Here is a 16710-nt window from a genome sequence, read left to right as displayed (position 1 = left end):
CTAGAAGTAGTAGGGGAAGCTGGACCAGTCGGGGTCGCGTTTCTGGAGGAACGCTTCCTTCCCCTCCACGGCCTCGTCCGTCATGTAGGCGAGGCGGGTGGCTTCGCCGGCGAAAACCTGCTGTCCTGCCAGGCCGTCATCGGCCAGGTTGAACGCAAATTTGAGCATGCGGATGGCCTGCGGGGACTGGCGGGCGATGTCCGCGGCGTACTCCAGGGCTACTTCCTCCAGGCGGGCGTGGTCCACCGCCTCATTGACCGCACCCATGCGAACCATGTCGTCGGCCGAATATTCGCGGGCAAGGAAGAAGATCTCGCGCGCCGCTTTCTGCCCGATCTGGCGGGCCAGCAGCGCAGAGCCGTATCCGGCGTCGAAACTTCCCACTGTGGCGTCCGTCTGCTTGAACTTGCCGTGCTCGCGGGAAGCGATGGTGAGGTCGCTGACCACGTGCAGTGAGTGGCCGCCGCCCGCCGCCCATCCATTCACGACGGCGATGACCACCTTGGGCATGGTCCGCATGAGTCGCTGTACTTCCAAAATGTGGAGCCGGCCGGCACGGGCGGGGTCGATAAATTCAGCGGAATCACCGGCAGCGCCTTCTACCTGGTATCTGTAGCCGTCCCGCCCACGGATCCTTTGGTCCCCACCCGAGCAGAACGAGTGCCCGCCGTCCTTTTCCGATGGACCGTTGCCAGTGAGCAGCACCGTGGCGACGTCAGGGGTCATGCGCGCGTGATCCATGGCACGGTAAAGCTCGTCCACCGTTCCCGGCCGGAAGGCGTTGCGGACTTCGGGGCGGTTGAACGCGATCCGGACCGTGGGAAGGTCCTTGACTGTGCCGTCCGCGGAACGCTCCACCTGCCGGTGGTAGGTCATGTCCTTGAAGTCATCAAAGCCGGAAACAGTGCGCCAGCGTGAGGGGTCAAAGACGTCGGAAACCTTGGCAGGGAGTTGGTTGTTCACAGTCCGAGTCTAGTAATGGCCTTAGCTGATGCAGAACTCGTTGCCCTCGGGGTCGGCCATGGTGTGCCACTCGTGGGGTCCCTGGCTGGCGGTCCAGAGGTGTTTTGCTCCGCGGGCCTCCAATTGTTTCCGCACCGCATCCTTGTCCCGGCCGTCCAGGCGGACATCCCAGTGCACGCGGTTCTTGACGGTCTTTTGGGTGGCATCGGTCTGGAACAGGATGCGCCGGCCGGTCTTGGGGTCCGTGTCCTCGGCAGGCACGATCGCGCAGCCTTCGGCCCAGACCAGCTTGCCGTTGTGCGTGATGGTCTGGTCCTCGTTGGCGTAGCCCTGCTCGATCATCGATCGGATGAACGCCTCGTCCTGTGGTTCCACGCTCCACTCGAGGGTCTCGGCCCACCAGTCGGCGAGGTCATGCGGCTTCTGGCAATCGACTACTACCTGGATGTTCAATGTCATGGTCTCCACGCTATTCCCGACGCCGGGTAGCTGGTAGGCCTTTGCGGTCATGTTTGGTCCGGGTTCCAAATGGTCGGCAGTCACGGCCTAGTGGTCATCTCCAACGTTGGAGATGTGCATACGTTTTCTTGACATATTGTCATGACATAGATCACAGTGGGTGCAGGAAAGGCTTTTCCTACCAAGGCAGCGTGGCCCCCGCGCCACGTCCTACTTCCGCAGCCAGGCCTCCGTGGACTGGCAGCCCCGTGAGAAAAGGACAGAAGCATTGTCAGAGCAGACACGCATCTCCAGCATCAGCCGCCGGCAATTCGGAATGACGGCATTTGGCCTCTCCGCCCTTGCCGTCGGACTTTCTGCCTGTAGTGGTGGCGGCACCTCCGCTGAGAGTGGCGCCAAGACCCTCCAGTTGGTCCTTTCCGGGGACACCAACCAGGGCGGCGCTTTCGCCGCGGCCGCCGCGAAATACAAGGAAGCCACCGGCATCACCATCGAGGTAGTGGACGTCCCCACCGCGGACATCACTACCAAGCTCAAGAATGCGGCAACGGCCAATGACCTTCCGGCGCTGGCGCGGGTGACGGGCCTGGACCCCCTTTGGGTCAACCAACTCCAGGATCTCAGCGACATCGCCAAGGCGCGGAACATCGATGGGAAGTTCCTGCAGACGGCCCCTGACGGAACGCTCCCGGCCATCCCGTCAGACCTCACCGCAGTGGGCTTGTTTGTGAACAAGAGCCTCTTCGACAAAGCCGGAGTGGCCTACCCCACCGCTATCGGAAACAGCTGGACCTGGGACGAGTTCGTAGCAGCCGTGAACCAGGTCCGCGAGAAGGCCGGTGCCAAGTACGGCATGGTGATGGACCGTTCAGGCCACCGCCTGCGCGCCATGATGTACGAGTTCGGCAGCGACGCCTTTGCGAAGAACGGCGATAAGTACGCCGCGGATGACAAGGCCGTAGAGACCCTGGAGTACTTCCAGAAAATTAACGATGACGCCACGATGCCCAAATCAGTGTGGCTCAGCGGCGAAGACGGCAACGCCATGTTCAAGAGCGGGCAGGTAGCTGCCTACTACTCCGGCAGCTGGCAGGTGGCCGACTTCAATAAGAACATCAAGGACTTTGAGTGGCTGTCCGTGCCGCTGCCCAAGAAGGAAGTCAACGCCACCAACCTCGGTGGCGGCTTCATGGTGGCCTTCAAGGACACGGGCGCGGACGAAGAAGCCAAAAAGTTCATCGACTGGTTCTACGACGACGCCAACTACACCGAGTTCGCCAAGCTCGGCGGCTACCTGCCGGTCAAGGAAAGCCTCAAGGTGGAGTATCCGTACCAGCAGGCCTCCTTTGAGCTCTACCAGCAGCAGATTGCCGGGAACCAGGCCAAGGGCGATAACGCCATCAAACGTGTCGTGGCCGAGGCCTATGCCGAGACCCCCTTCTCCGGGGACCCTTGAGGGAGGAAACCGTGAAGATGTTGGGCGGCAGCCAGGATGCCAAGACCACGGTGGAGAACATCGTGAAGCTCTACAACGGCGCCTAGGCCATGGCCAATTCAACGCTCAGCCCGGCGGTGCGGCCGGAACAGCCCGGCTCACCGGCCGTGCGCAGCAAGTCCCAGCAACGGCGGCGCAACCGCTATGTCATCGCGCCACTGATCCTCATCGGCGTCAACGTGGTGTTGTTCCTGGTGTTCTTTGTGTGGCCAGGCGCCCTGGGGCTGATCTATTCGTTCACGGATTACCGCGGTGTGGGCAAGCTGAACTTCATCGGCCTGGCGAACTTCCAAAAGCTCTTCGCTGACAGCACCTTCTACGCGGCGCTGACCCGGACGTTCCTGTACACGGTTCTTTCGGTGCCGTTGGTATACGTCTCATCCCTGGGTATCGCCTCGCTGCTGGTCAGCAAAGCCACGCGGGGGCGTACAGCGGCCAAGGTGATCATTTTCCTGCCGTGGTTGATCTCGCCGATCGTGGTGGGCGTCATCTGGAAATGGATGTTCGGCCAGGACTTCGGCTTCGTCAACTTCGTCATCACCACGTTGGGTGGCGGCCCGGTGCCGTGGTCCAGCAACGGCAACCTTGCGTTGATGGTGGTCATTTTCGCCTCGGCCTGGGGCGGTACGGCCTTCAACATGCTGCTGTTCATCGCGGCGCTGAAGAACATCCCTGAGGCACTCCTGGAGGCGGCCGAACTGGATGGCGCCAACGCCTGGCAACGGTTCCGGCATGTGATCCTGCCCGGCATCGCGCCGACGTCGTTCATGGTCATCCTGCTCTCCACCATCCATGCGATGAAGGAGTTCGCCATGATTCAGGCGCTCACCAACGGCGGACCGGGAACAGAGAACACGTTGATCGTCCAGTACATCTACAAGACCGGCTTCGAACAATCCAAGGTGGGCTACGCGAGCGCCGCCTCCATGGTGCTGATGGTGGTCCTGTTGGCTATAGCGCTCATCCAGCTGCGCTTCAACAAGAAGAAGGGCTGAACCATGGCAACAGCTACCAAACTGCCTCCTGCTGCAGGGGCCAAACCCGCGGACAAGACCCGTGAGGCCCGTGCCAGGCGGAAGAACCTGTCCGCTCCGCTGACGGCCGTGCTCTGGGTCATCGTGGCCATCTACGCGCTGCCGTTGCTGTGGTTCCTCCTGAGCTCGTTCAAGCCCGGGAGTGAACTTTTCAGCTATCCGCTGTCCATGATTCCGCGGGAGTGGACGTTCCAGGGGTTTGTGGATGCCTGGGAGCGGGTGGATTTTGCTCAGTACTTCCTGAACACGGCCACGGTTTCGCTGGTCACCACAGTCCTCACGGTGTTCTTCAGCGCGTGCACTGGTTATGCGCTGGCCAAGTACAACAACAAGGGAACACGATTGTTCTTCGTGTGCATCCTGGCTACCACCATGCTGCCCACCGAAGTGATCCTGAACCCCACGTTCTCGGTGATCCGTGACCTTGGCCTGTATAACTCCCTGGCGGGCATCATTGTGCCCTCCGTGCTGACAGCCACAGGTGTGTTTATGTTCCGTCAGTTCTTCCTGACGGTCCCGGACGACCTCCTGCATTCGGCCAGGATCGATGGCGCCAGCGAACTGGCCATCTTCTTCCGGATCATGCTCCCGCTGTCCAAGCCCATCCTGTTCACGCTGGCCATTTTCTCTTTCCAGTGGCGTTGGAACGACTACATCTGGCCACTGATCGTGCTGAACGACCCCAAGTGGTACACCCTGCAGGTGGCACTTCGCAGCATTGTGGGCGCGGAAAACATCGACTGGCCCGTGCTGCTGGGCGCTTCCGTGATCTCCATCCTCCCGCTGGTGTTGGTGTTCGCGGTCTTCCAGAAATACGTACTCAACGCTGACGTCAGCGCAGGACTGAAGGACTAGGGGCCCGGAGTGAATCACCAAACAGCGTCAGTTGCGGTGGATACAGCGTTCCTCGACAAACTGATCGAGGCGGCCGACCGCCAAGTGGACACGCTCCTGGAAGAGTCCGACGGCGGCGTGGCGGCTTTGGCGCACCGCCCCGCTATGGGCAGGTTGCTGGCTTTGGCCACCGTCTACACCCAACCCGGATCCGTTCACGTCGGTTCGTCCAGGCTGCCCGGGCTCATGGCGGACTGTGTGGCCAGGCTGGAGTACCTGCAAGGGCCGACCGGTTTGTTCGACGGCACCAACCTCAGTTCGCCGCCGGACTCTGCCTTCACCATTAATGACGCCTGCATGGCCTTGGACATCCTGGGGTCCCCGAAAGATGGCTTGGCCGGGACCGTAAGCCGGCTTCGCGCCGTCGTCGGGCGTATCACTGACGCCCTGGTCAGCGGCGGCGTTCACACCCCCAACCATCGTTGGGAGCTGTGTGCCGCGCTGGCCCGTCTTCACGCACTGCACGAAACGGAGGGCAATCCGCGTCCGGACATCCAGCAGCGCATCGGCCAGTGGCTTGCCGAGGGGATCGACCAACTGCCGGATGGAATGTACTCCGAAAGGAGCCCCCTCTATGCCACCGCAGTGACCAATCCGTCCCTGCTGGCGATCGCCGACCATGCCGGCCGGCCCGAACTCCTTGACCATGTCCGGGCCAACCTGACGGCGTTCCTGCCGTGGTTCGGCAGCGATGGCAGTGCTGAGTCCCTGTTCTCGCGCAGGCAGGACCAATGGATCAAATTCGACGGCGAAGCTTTCCAGCTGCTGTACCGCCGGTTGGCCAATCAGGACCGGAACGGCGACTTTGCAGCTGCTGCGGCCTGGTTAGAGCAATTCCAGCTGCTGGAACCGGCCAAGGCTCTGGCCAGGGTTCGGCTGGATGCGTGGTTGGCCGCCAAGCTTCCGGCCGTGGAGGCGTGGGAAAGCCTGCCGGCAGCGATGGCTCCCGGGCATGCCGGCTTGGTCAGCTGTGGAATCCATCGATTCCGCGGTGGCCGGAGCGTGGCCACGGTCTTTGGCGGGTGTGACGACGTCTCGGCCGGCATCAGCTCCGGACTTGCCACCAATCCCACCTTCCTGCGCTTCAGTCACGGCGAGGCGGTCCTGACGGATGTGCGGCTCTCGCGGAGCTTCTTCGACCTGGGGCCGTTCCGCAGCCGGAGCGCCGCCGTTGATGGTCCCGCGGTCCGCCTCCGCGATGAGCTGAGCGCCAACTTCTACCTTCCGCTGCCGGTGGATGTGCAGCGTTCCGACGGCATCTATCCTTTGGTCCACGAAGGACGCTTCAGCGCCTCCATGGACTTCGACAACCGGCCCACCGTGGAGCACCGCTTGGCAACGTCCATCACGGTCACACCGAATGCTGCGGACGGAACGGTGGTACTGGAGCTGGACTTCGACGGTGCCGAAACCTCGTACGCCCTGGAGCTGACCTTCCGTGCGGGTGGGCAGCTCAGCGGGGTGGAGGAGGCCGGTACTGGGTCCGGGACCTTCCAACTGACCTCTGGGACGGGTGCCTACCGCGTGGGGAATGACGTGATCGAATTTGGCCCCGGCAACGCAGCAGACCCGGACAGCCCGCCTGTGTACAACCCGGGGGAGGCTTACCGATATCCAGGAGGCTCGAACGCCAGCTACGGCGTGAAGGTCTACATCACAGGACGGACCTCAGGCAGCCACCGGGTGGTGCTGACGGGGAAGAGCGTGTCGTAGCTGGGGCAGGCCCGTTTTAGTTGGGCGGGCCAGCTTCTAGCTTGGAAGCAGCTCGGACGGGATGGCGTAGATCAGGACAACGGCCATGAGGTTCTTGGCGGCGTGGACAAAATAGGAGAACATCAGGTTCTTTCCCGTCCAGACATAAACCGCTACGAGGACCACGGCCATGCCCAGATACGGTGCCAACGCGGACAGCACCAGTCCTTCGCGGCCCACTACGTGAATGGAGGCAAAGACCACCACGGAGATCACGCAGCAGATCCAGATGTTCAGGTACCGCGACAATTTGCCGATCAGCAAATGCCGGAACAGATACTCTTCAACAAACGGGCCCAGCAGCACCAGCAGGGGCACCATGAGCCATGCGGGCACCTGCTGCAGGAGACCTTGGATGCCCAGTTGGTTCTCTGAGCTTTGTGCTGTGCCGAAGGCCGCCACCAGCAGCGCCGTGAGAATGAGCATCACCACGATCGCCAAGGGGACCATGCCCAGGGTGAACCATGGGCGGGTGCCAAGGATCTTGAGGTCCCTGCCCATCACCCGCCAGGCCGAGGCCACCGCGAATATTCCGACACCGGCATAGAAGACCGCATTGACGGCGTAGGATGCGGTGGCTGGCTCGGGAAAGAGCTGCAGCATCAGCCGTTCCACGGATTCACCCGCGAACGTGAAGTAGGCGGTAAAGGTGAGGTAGGCGGCCACTGCGGCGGCGTCAAGGGCAGTGAATCTGTACAAAGATGCCTTGGTGGAAAGAGTGCCCATGTGACCAGCCTAGCTTTGCCGGGTGGCCCTTGCTTGGCTACACTTTTCGGTATGCCTAACTTTTCGTTTCGGCGCGCCAAAGATGTCCGCCGTTTCGCTGCTGCCCTGACCGTCATCGCCCTCGCCTTGGGGATCTCCGCCTGTGGCGGGAATTCCTCCGCGGGAGGTGATGACAAACCCGTGGTGCTGACAACATTCACTGTATTGGCCGACGTCGCCAAGAACGTGGCCGGGGATAAACTCCGGGTCGAGTCCATCACCAAAGCCGGGGCCGAAATCCACGGCTACGAGCCCACGCCCGGCGACATCCGCAAAGCAGCCCAAGCGGACCTTATCCTGGACAACGGGCTCAACCTCGAAGCCTGGTTTGCCCAGTTCGTGGAAGACCTGGACGTGCCGCACGCTGTGGTGAGCGACGGCGTCGAGGTCATGCCCATCGCCGAGGACTCCTATCAGGGCAAACCCAACCCGCACGCCTGGATGTCGCCCAAGAACGTCCAGATCTACGCCAACAACATGGCCAAGGCCTTTGCGAAGCTGGATCCATCCCATGCTTCAGAGTTCGAAGCCAATGCCAAGGCCTACAACGCCCAGTTGCAGGGCGTGCAGGACGAGATGGTGTCCAAGCTTTCCGTTCTCTCGGAGAAGCAGAGGGCCTTGGTCACCTGCGAAGGCGCCTTCTCCTACCTGGCCCGCGACGCCGGCCTCAAAGAGGTCTATATCTGGGCAGTCAACGCAGAGCAGCAGGCCACACCGCAGCAGATCACCCGGGCCATCGAGTTCGTGAAGGAAAACCAGGTACCTGCCGTTTTCTGTGAATCCACGGTGTCGGACGCCCCCATGCAGCAGGTGGTGGGTGCAACTGATGCCAAGTTCGGTGGGGTGCTCTACGTCGATTCCCTGTCCGAAGCTGACGGACCGGTTCCTACCTACCTTGACCTCATCCGCCACGACGCCAAAGTCATCACCACGGCACTCACAGGAGGAACGTCATGAGCACCCCCGCAATCGCTGTAGAGAACGTCACGGTCCACTATGGTGAGGTCCTGGCCCTGGACTCTGCGTCCCTGACCCTGGAGCATTCCCGGATCTGCGGCCTGGTAGGGATGAATGGCTCGGGCAAATCCACCCTGTTCAAAGTCATCATGGGCATGGTGAAACCCGATTCCGGCCGGGTACTCATCAACGGAGAGCCACCCGCGAAGATGCGTAAGGACGCCGGGATCGGCTACGTCCCCCAAAGCGAAGACGTGGACTGGGCCTTTCCCCTGTCCGTCCGGGACGTGGTGATGATGGGCCGCTACGGGCACTTGGGATTCACGCGCCGGCCCCGCAAAGCCGACCGGGACGCCGTCGAGCACGCCTTGGAACGGGTGGAGCTGAGCGAGTTCGCCGACAGGCAGATCGGTCAGCTGTCCGGAGGACAGAAGAAGAGGGCCTTCGTGGCCCGTGGCATCGCGCAGGGCGCCACCATGATGCTGCTGGATGAGCCATTCGCGGGCGTGGACAAACGGTCCGAGGCCACCATCACCCGGCTCCTCCGTGAGTTGGCGGAAGACGGCGCCACCATCCTGATTTCCACCCACGACCTCCACGCCTTGCCCCAGCTCTGCGACGAAGCCGTGCTGCTGATGCGCAAGGTGCTCATGCACGGAAGTCCGGACACCGTGCTCCAGCCCGAGAACCTGGCCATGGCCTTCGGCCTCGACGTCATGAACAGGGGCTGAACCGTGGAATTCCTCCTGGAACCCCTGAGCTACGATTTCATGGTGCGGGCGCTCGCAACCACGGCCATCGCTGCGGTGGTCTGTGCGGTGCTGAGTTGCTGGCTCGTCCTGATCGGCTGGTCCCTCATGGGCGACGCCGTCTCGCACGCGGTGCTTCCCGGCGTCGTCCTGGCCTACATCGTCGGTGCGCCGTTCGCGGTGGGTGCGTTGGTGTTCGCGCTGATCGCGGTGACGTTGATCGGGGTGGTCCGCAACACGAGCCGGGTGAAGGAAGACGCCGCGATCGGCATCGTGTTCACTTCGCTGTTTGCCCTGGGACTGGTCCTGATCTCGGTGACTCCAAGCCAAACCGACCTGAACCACATCATCTTCGGCAACCTGCTGGGCGTCAGTATCCCCGACCTCATCCAAGTGGTGGTGCTGGGCGTGGTGGCCTTTGCGATCCTGATCCTCAAACGCCGCGACCTCACGCTGTACGCCTTCGATCCCACGCATGCGCACGCGATAGGTCTCTTACCCCGCAGGCTTGGCGCGCTGTTGTTGGGTCTGCTGGCACTGACGTCGGTTGTTGCCCTGCAAACTGTGGGCGTGGTGTTGGTGGTCGCCATGCTGATCATCCCAGGTGCCACCGCCTACCTGCTGACGGACCGGTTCTCGCGGATGCTTGTTATTGCACCGGTGATCTCCGTGGTGTGTTCCGTGACCGGCATCTACCTCAGCTATTACCTGGACACAGCATCGGGGGCCATGGTGGTGCTCACCCAAGGCGTGGTGTTCGCGTTCGTGTATCTTTTCAGTCCGCGGCAGGGGCTGATAGGGACTCGTCTGGCGAAAGTTCGTCGGAAGCGGGCTCTCGCTACGGTGTAGGTCAGGCGTGCGTTGTTGCGGGTGAACGCGTCACTGTGATGTCGCCGTAGGCGTTGCGGGCACGGATCTCCACTGTGTCCGTGGATTCGCCAGGTCCATGGGTGACGTCGAGTGCGTTGCGTACCCGTCCATATTTGGTCTTGAGGTCAAGCCATGCCGCGGTACCTTGGCGCACCCCGATGGACAGCGCACCCGCTGCCGTCTGCACCGTGAGGGCGCCCGCGGCCACTTCCCCTACCGTGATGTCACCGTTGGACGTTTTGACTGTGGTGGAGAGGCCTGCCCGTTCCAAGGAGACGTCGCCGTTGGCGGCGCTGATGCTGAGCTCGCCGGAAACGTGCGAGATGTAGGTGTTGCCGTTGCCGTTCTTGACGGTGGCAGCCCCGTCGATGTGACGGACGCGGATTTTGCCCGAGCCGGTCTTGATCCTGGACCGTCCTGCCGCGCGTTCCACGGTGACGTCACCCATGTCGGTGTGGGCTCGGAGCTCGCCGCAATGGTCGATGCGGATGTGGCCCAAGTCGGTCTTCAGGTCGGCGGTGCTGAATTCGCCCTCGCAGCGGAGGTCTCCCATGGCGGTCTTCAACTCCAGGCTGCTGCCCAGGGGAACCTCCACGGTGATCTCCACTGCACCCCCGTCGCTGAACCAGCTGTGGCGGAATGCGGGGTGAAGCCTGACCTGCAAGCGGCCATCCGAGTAGTCCACGGTGGTTTGCTCAGCCATCCTGACGTCCAGGCTTCGTTGTGCCTTGCGGGGCTGGACCGTCACCTCGGTTTCGGGGTGGTCGCGGGCCATGACCCGAATATCGCCGCGGACGGAGACGTCCACCACGACGGCGATCGGCCGGGGAGTCTGAAAGGTCGCCATCAGCGCGCCCATCCCGTGAAGTTCTGTTCGCCGGTTTCGCGGCGCCTGCCTTTGTTGGCCGAGCGGCTGCCGTGAAGCGCCTCGGCGACGGCCCGGACCAGCCACGAGTTCACGGACACGCCATCCCTGACGGCGGCCTCCTCAACGTGTTGCTTGAGCTGATCCGGAAGCCGGAGCGTGGTGCGCGAGATGCTGGTGCCGTCGAAGTCCTCCGGGGCCATGGTTCCCAGGATTGATTGCTCGATCATTGCCTCGAAGTCCCCGTTGGGCGGATTGTTGACCACGAGTTCCGGGTCGCGGCCGCGGAGCCTCACCTCCACCGAGCCGGGGGCAAGCTCCAGGGTGATCTCACTGGCTGCGTCGGAAAGGGCCTCCAGCAGAACCAGACGCACGGTGGATTCAAGCGCGGCAGTCAAGCGTTCGCTCAAGGCCCGTGCTTCCGGGCCGCCGGCTTCGGCTGCGGTTTCCAGCTGGTGCTGGACCGCGGTGACGTACTGATTCAGCTGCATGACACCATTATGACGTCATTGTGGTGTCATGCCAAGGGTTTTCCGTCCCCTCATGGCGTCACCCGAAGTGCCCCGGCTTGACGGCGCCACGTTCGCCGGGCAGGCTGGAGCGATGAAGTCTTGAGCGCAGCCCCCTATCTGCGGCTGCATCCCCAGTACCCACACGGCTTTAGCCACCCACTGCGGACTTGCGAGGATTCCTCTTGACTGACCACCTTTACCTTTCCGGCGTTTCCCACGGCTATGGGGATCGCGAACTTCTCAACAACGTTGATCTCGTCATCCACCACGGCGAGCATGTGGCGATCGTCGGGGAAAACGGCGCGGGGAAGTCCACGCTGCTGCGGCTGCTGTCCGGTGTGGAAACGCCCGACGACGGCGCGGCCGGCCTGAGCGGCAACCCCGGCTACCGCGTGGGCTACCTCGCCCAGACCCATGGATTCTCTGAATCGGTGACCGTAGGAGATGCCATCGACTCTTCCTTGGCGTCGCTGCGTTCCCTTGAAACCCGCATCCTGGACCTCGAATCAGGCCTGGCCGACGCAGACACCGAGGAACTTGAACTCTACGGAAGCCTGCAAACGGAGTATCAACTCCGCGAGGGCTACGCTGCCGAATCCCGGGTGGAAGCAGCGCTGGACAAGCTGGGGCTGGGAGGCCTGGACCGCCGTCGAACGCTTGGTTCCTTGTCCGGCGGCGAGCAGGAGCGGGTGGCGCTGGCATGCTTGCTGGCCGATCCTGCCGAAGCGTTGCTCCTGGACGAGCCCACCAATCACTTGGACGCGAACGGTACCGCCTGGCTTGAGTCCCGGTTGGCTGCGCATCGCGGCACGGTAGTGGTGGTCTCGCACGACCGTGTCCTGCTGCGTAAAGTCGCCACCACCATCATCGAAGTGGACGCCGACCGCAGGTCCGTTAACCGCTATGGGAACGGCTACGAAGGCTACCTCCGCGAGAAAGCCGCCGAACGTGCCCGTTGGGTCCAGGAATACGATCAATGGCTGGACGCCATGGCTGCCGAACGGCTCCAAGCTGCCACGGTGGCCGACCGTATGGGTTACGGACGCAAGCGCGACAACGACAAGATGGGTTTCGATTTCAAGGCCGGAACCTGGCAGAGCGCGGTCACCAGCAAGGTCCGCAACGCCCAGGAACGGCTCCGCCGGCTCGAAGAGAATCCGGTGGACCGCCCACCAGTGCCGCTGACACTGGCAGCTCCGCTGGGTTCTGTGACCGACGTGATGTCCGAACCTGCGCTGGAAGCCCACGGCGTCAGCGTCCCCGGGAGGCTTCAACCCACCGATCTTAGGGTTGAAACCGGCCAGAAGGTACTCATCACCGGGCCCAACGGAGCCGGTAAATCCACGTTGCTGTCCGTGTTGACGGGGAACCTGGAACCGGCCACGGGGTCGGTGGGCGTCCGCGGCAAGGTGGGCTACCTGCAGCAGGAGCTCGACGTTCCCACGCGGCCGGGGCTGCGCTTGCTTCCGGCATTCGCCGCTGGTCTGGGTGGCAACATCGATGAACACGCGGAAGGCTTGCTTCGCCTGGGTCTCTTCCGGCCCGCCGAGTTCCACGTGCCCGTGGGTGGCCTGTCTGCGGGGCAGCAACGCCGCCTCGCCCTGGCCCGGCTGCTCCTGGGCGGCTACCAAATCATGATTGTGGATGAGCCAACCAACCATTTGGCACCAGTATTGGTGGAACAACTGGAGGCAGCGTTGGCCTCATTTGCCGGGACCCTGGTGATCGTGAGCCACGACCGCGCCTTGGGCGAGTGGTTCGATCACTGCGCCCGCGTTGACGGCTCCGGGCGGAGCGCATCGGCAGGATCGTGGGTACGGTACGGGATGCAGGGCGGCGAATTGCTCTAGTGCACGTTGCGGTGGTCGTCACGCGGTTTCCACTGCGGTGAGTTGTTGGCAAAGGGATCGTTACCCCCTGTCCTGCAGGTGGAAACACGGCATCGAGCGTCCCGAAACAACGGCGGAGCACCATGGGAAGGGAACCGGCCGAAAGGACTTTTCCCGTGATCATCCAGAATCTCTTCCTGCAGGGGATCTACCACTTTGAAGGAACCGGGCTGGATAAACCGGTTCCCATCCACGCCGAACTCTCGCACTTTGTTCCGGATGGCGTGGTCAACCAGACGCTGTACTTCCGTGGCGGCAACTCCAGCCCTGAACTGATCACCGTGGTGTTGATGCGGGACCGCATTCCCCTCCGCTATTTCCCCATCGGGGCCAAGGGCGATGTCCACATCCCGCTCAGGGTGGTGGAAGACACCGAAGGCGGGTCCGTGATCGAACTGTTCATCGTGGCCCCTGCCGGGGTGCGGGGAACCGTGGTGGTGGATCTGGGCATGGTGGAGCACTGATGAAAAAGCGGCTGGTAGTGATCGGAAACGGCATGGCCGGCGGCCGGGCTGTGGAGGAAATCCTGGCCAGGGGTGGTGCGGATCTGTTTGAGATCACCATGTTCGGCGACGAGCCGTACGGGAATTACAACCGGATCATGCTCAGCCACGTCCTGTCCGGTGAGGAAAGCGATGCGGACATCTTCCTCAATGACCTGCCTTGGTACCAGGACAACAACATCACCCTCCACGCCGGGGTCCGTGTGGATCGGATCGATAAGTTCAGCCGGCATGTCTTCGCCGCCGATGGCCGCGTGGTCCAGTACGACTACTTGATCATTGCCACGGGCAGCCGTTCCTTCCTGCCACCCATGGACGGCATCTACACGCCCAGCGGAACGGTGCGGCATGGAGTCTTCACCTTCCGGACCATGGACGACACCCGAAGGATGATCCAGTGTGCCCAACACGGGCTCCAGCACGATCAGCAAGGCAAGGTGGTGGTGATCGGCGGCGGATTGCTGGGGCTGGAGGCAGCGCGGGGGTTGCAGGCCCATGGCCTGGACGTCGCCGTGGTCCACTCGGGTAGTCATCTGATGAGCGCCCAGATGGGGCCCGACGGCGGTGCAATACTGCGGAGAAGCATTGAGGCGCTGGGCATCGCGGTGCACACCGGAAGCCGGACCACGGCGATCCTGGGCTCGGACCGCATCACCGGGGTGGCCCTGCGCGATCAGCCCAACCTCGACTGCGACATGGTGGTGGTCACCGCAGGCATCAGACCCAACGTGGATGTCGCCGTCGTCAGTGGTTTGGCAGTGGAGCGCGGAATTGTGGTGGATGACCACCTGCGGGTGATGGACGAAGAGGAGATTTTTGCCGTGGGGGAGTGCGTCCAGCACCGCGGCGAGGTGTACGGGCTGGTGGCGCCTTTGTGGGAACAGGCCGCCGTGCTGGCCGACCATGTCACGGGCGTGGACCGCTCCTCGATATATCTGGGGTCCAGGACCGCCACCAAGCTGAAGGTGGCCGGCGTCGACGTCGCTTCCATGGGACTTCATGGCCCGGAACGGGACAGCGACGAGCACATTGTGTTCTCGGAACCCAGCCGTGGTGTGTACAAGTCGATCGTGATCCGGGACAACAAGATGGTGGGCGCCACCCTGCTGGGTGACAGCCGTAAGGTGGCCTACCTGACCCAGGCTTTTGATCAAGGCCGGCCCCTGCCTCAGGAGCGGCTCTCGCTGATGTTCGACCTCGGGTCACCGGGGGAGGAAGAGAGCGTTGCCGAACTGGCGGACAGCGCCCAGGTCTGCAATTGCAACGGCGTTTCCAAGGGGGCGTTGGTGTCCGCGGTCCACGGTGGGTGCACATCGGTGTCCGCTGCCATGGACGCTACCCGGGCTGGGAAGGGCTGCGGCTCGTGCAAGCTCATGGTGACCCAAGTGGTGGAGTGGGCCTCCGGCGGTGCTGTGGAGGAAGACCCGGCAGCCACCTACTACGTTCCCGGAATTCCGTTGGACAAGGCTTCCCTGATGGCGGAGATCCGGGCCCGCGGGCTACGCTCCGTGTCAGAGGTCTTTGCCGCTTTGGCTCCGGGCAGTGCTGAGGATGCCAAATCCAAGATGGGGCTGGCGTCGTTGATGAAAATGATGCTGGCCGGGGACTACGTGGACGAACGCGACGCCCGGTTCATCAACGACCGGGTCCACGCCAACATCCAGCGCGACGGCACATTCTCCGTGATCCCGCAGATGAAAGGCGGGGTGACCTCGGTGCAGCAGCTCCGGCGGATCGCGGACGTCGCCGAGAAGCACAAGATTCCCCTGATCAAGCTGACCGGCGGGCAAAGGATCGACCTTCTGGGTGTGCCCAAGGAAGAGCTTCCACAGGTTTGGGCCGATCTGGACATGCCCTCCGGTTACGCCTACGGCAAGAGCTTCCGCACGGTCAAGACGTGTGTTGGGAAGGACTATTGCCGGTTCGGAACGGGGGACTCCACGGGATTGGGGATCGGGCTGGAGTCCAGGTTCCAGGGAATTGAAGCGCCGGCCAAGCTGAAACTCGCCGTCTCCGGCTGCCCCCGCAACTGTGCGGAGTCCCTGGTCAAGGATGTGGGAGTAGTGGCCGTGGAAGGTGGCCGCTGGGAAATTTACATCGGCGGAGCCGCGGGCGCCCATATCCGCAAGGGCGATCTCCTCGCGACAGTGGACACTTCGGAAGAGGTGACCCTCCTGACAGGCCGGTTCATGCAGTACTACAGGGAGAACGCCAACTGGCTGGAGCGGACGTATGCGTTTGTGCCGCGCGTAGGGATCGAGCACATCCGCAGCGTCATCCTGGACGATTCCGAGGGGATCGCGGCCCGTTTGGATGCTTCCATGCAAACCTCGGTGGACAGTTATGTGGATCCTTGGAGCGAACGCGATGATCCGCTGACGCCCGGCCAGTTCCGGACCTCCCTGCCCTTGACAGTCCTGCCGCAGGTGCCGGTCCGATGAGCGCGCAGCCAGTGAGTGCCGGGTCAGTATCTGCCGCTGGATCGAAGGCCCATCGCGTCCTTGGTCCCGTTGACCAAATTCCGTTCGGTGAAGGCCGGGCGTTTGGAATCGACGGCGAGCAGGTGGCGGTGTTCCGCCTGCGGGATGGAAACCTGCGGGCCGTCTCGGGTGTCTGCCCGCACAAAGGCGGCCCGATCGCGGACGGCACCATCGACCAGCAGGTGGTGGTGTGCCCCCTTCATCAACACGCTTTCGAACTCCAAACAGGGTGCTCCACCACGGGCGCCAACCCCCTGCGCGCCTACAGGGTTTTCGCAGATGAGGCCGGAAATGTGGTGCTGGAATTGGGCTGAACAGCAGCCATTTCCAAGCGGGTTTTGGCCCTTGTCCATGGCTCCTTGTTGCCTGCGTCACGGGCATTCGGGTTAATCCCGTAAGATAGACGGGTTGCGCGAAGCTTCGGCGTTCTGCGTTCTTTGTCACACTTCGGGTCCTCCAAAGAGGAAAAGCTCGAATTTTGTGTGCCAAAGACGCCTATGTTCCGGCATGGGCGTGACACCTA

The 16710-nt window shown here is 62.8% G+C and carries 16 protein-coding genes; 11 read left to right on the top strand and 5 right to left on the bottom strand.

Translation table 11 applies throughout. The features are described 5' to 3' along the window. Together AYX22_RS17255 and AYX22_RS17250 are read right to left on the bottom strand one after the other, a co-directional pair. Complete coding sequence (locus AYX22_RS17255; protein WP_089596058.1) at positions 1 to 963, bottom strand: 1,4-dihydroxy-2-naphthoyl-CoA synthase; 963 nt, start codon at positions 961 to 963, stop codon at positions 1 to 3. A 21-nt stretch (positions 964 to 984) separates the two neighbouring features. Further along, the gene (locus AYX22_RS17250; protein WP_207594478.1) at positions 985 to 1422 is read right to left on the bottom strand and encodes a VOC family protein; all 438 of its coding nucleotides are present in this window, start codon (positions 1420 to 1422) and stop codon (positions 985 to 987) included. 268 nt (positions 1423 to 1690) lie between these two features. On the opposite strand from AYX22_RS17250, the gene AYX22_RS17245 reads away from it, so the two are divergent. The 4 genes from AYX22_RS17245 (at position 1691) to AYX22_RS17230 (ending at position 6558) form a co-directional block, all read left to right on the top strand. After that, positions 1691 to 2878 carry an extracellular solute-binding protein gene (locus AYX22_RS17245; protein ID WP_242703382.1) on the top strand — a complete coding sequence of 396 codons (1188 nt, stop codon included), beginning with the start codon at positions 1691 to 1693 and terminating at the stop codon, positions 2876 to 2878. Positions 2879 to 2967: 89 nt separating this feature from the next. Further along, positions 2968 to 3912, top strand: a complete 945-nt coding sequence (locus AYX22_RS17240) for a sugar ABC transporter permease (RefSeq protein WP_207594477.1) — start codon at positions 2968 to 2970, stop codon at positions 3910 to 3912. 3 nt (positions 3913 to 3915) lie between these two features. Continuing rightward, positions 3916 to 4806, top strand: a complete 891-nt coding sequence (locus tag AYX22_RS17235) for a carbohydrate ABC transporter permease (RefSeq protein ID WP_207594476.1) — start codon at positions 3916 to 3918, stop codon at positions 4804 to 4806. Positions 4807 to 4815: 9 nt separating this feature from the next. Then, positions 4816 to 6558 (top strand): hypothetical protein, encoded by a 1743-nt coding sequence (locus AYX22_RS17230; protein ID WP_207594475.1) that lies wholly within the window; start codon positions 4816 to 4818, stop codon positions 6556 to 6558. Between the two features lie 36 nt (positions 6559 to 6594). Here AYX22_RS17230 and AYX22_RS17225 read toward each other — a convergent pair whose 3' ends face one another. Beyond that, positions 6595 to 7323: a CPBP family intramembrane glutamic endopeptidase gene (locus AYX22_RS17225; protein WP_207594474.1), complete on the bottom strand. Its 729-nt coding sequence runs from the start codon at positions 7321 to 7323 to the stop codon at positions 6595 to 6597. Positions 7324 to 7374: 51 nt separating this feature from the next. Between AYX22_RS17225 and AYX22_RS17220 the strand changes: the two genes are divergently transcribed. The 3 genes from AYX22_RS17220 to AYX22_RS17210 are packed head-to-tail and all read left to right on the top strand — an operon-like array spanning position 7375 to position 9917. Continuing rightward, positions 7375 to 8319 carry a metal ABC transporter substrate-binding protein gene (locus tag AYX22_RS17220; RefSeq protein WP_207594473.1) on the top strand — a complete coding sequence of 315 codons (945 nt, stop codon included), beginning with the start codon at positions 7375 to 7377 and terminating at the stop codon, positions 8317 to 8319. After that, a complete protein-coding gene (locus AYX22_RS17215) occupies positions 8316 to 9050 on the top strand; it encodes a metal ABC transporter ATP-binding protein (RefSeq protein WP_207594472.1) in 735 nt (244 codons plus the stop codon). The genes AYX22_RS17220 and AYX22_RS17215 overlap by 4 nt, the downstream gene beginning before the upstream one ends. A 3-nt stretch (positions 9051 to 9053) precedes the next feature. Further along, complete coding sequence (locus AYX22_RS17210; protein WP_242703381.1) at positions 9054 to 9917, top strand: metal ABC transporter permease; 864 nt, start codon at positions 9054 to 9056, stop codon at positions 9915 to 9917. A 1-nt stretch (position 9918) separates the two neighbouring features. Here the strand turns inward: AYX22_RS17210 and AYX22_RS17205 are convergent, their stop codons facing one another. Both AYX22_RS17205 and AYX22_RS17200 read right to left on the bottom strand, forming a co-directional pair. Next, complete coding sequence (locus AYX22_RS17205; RefSeq protein WP_207594471.1) at positions 9919 to 10785, bottom strand: DUF4097 family beta strand repeat-containing protein; 867 nt, start codon at positions 10783 to 10785, stop codon at positions 9919 to 9921. Continuing rightward, complete coding sequence (locus tag AYX22_RS17200) at positions 10785 to 11294, bottom strand: histidine kinase (protein ID WP_207594470.1); 510 nt, start codon at positions 11292 to 11294, stop codon at positions 10785 to 10787. Before AYX22_RS17200 ends, AYX22_RS17205 begins: the two co-directional genes overlap by 1 nt. 203 nt (positions 11295 to 11497) lie before the next feature. On the opposite strand from AYX22_RS17200, the gene AYX22_RS17195 reads away from it, so the two are divergent. The 4 genes from AYX22_RS17195 (at position 11498) to AYX22_RS17180 (ending at position 16501) form a co-directional block, all read left to right on the top strand. After that, positions 11498 to 13165 carry an ABC-F family ATP-binding cassette domain-containing protein gene (locus AYX22_RS17195; protein WP_207594469.1) on the top strand — a complete coding sequence of 556 codons (1668 nt, stop codon included), beginning with the start codon at positions 11498 to 11500 and terminating at the stop codon, positions 13163 to 13165. 155 nt (positions 13166 to 13320) lie between these two features. Further along, entirely contained in the window at positions 13321 to 13668 is a 348-nt protein-coding gene (locus tag AYX22_RS17190) for a molybdopterin oxidoreductase (protein WP_089596049.1), read from the top strand. Then, complete coding sequence (nirB, locus tag AYX22_RS17185) at positions 13668 to 16148, top strand: nitrite reductase large subunit NirB (protein WP_207594468.1); 2481 nt, start codon at positions 13668 to 13670, stop codon at positions 16146 to 16148. Before AYX22_RS17190 ends, nirB begins: the two co-directional genes overlap by 1 nt. Next, a complete protein-coding gene (locus tag AYX22_RS17180; RefSeq protein ID WP_207594467.1) occupies positions 16145 to 16501 on the top strand; it encodes a Rieske (2Fe-2S) protein in 357 nt (118 codons plus the stop codon). Before nirB ends, AYX22_RS17180 begins: the two co-directional genes overlap by 4 nt. The last annotated feature ends 209 nt before the right edge of the window (positions 16502 to 16710 follow it).

Origin of the sequence: Arthrobacter sp. D5-1, assembly GCF_017357425.1 — a bacterium.
Lineage (GTDB): Bacteria > Actinomycetota > Actinomycetes > Actinomycetales > Micrococcaceae > Arthrobacter.
This window is presented reverse-complemented; position numbering and strand designations above follow the sequence as displayed.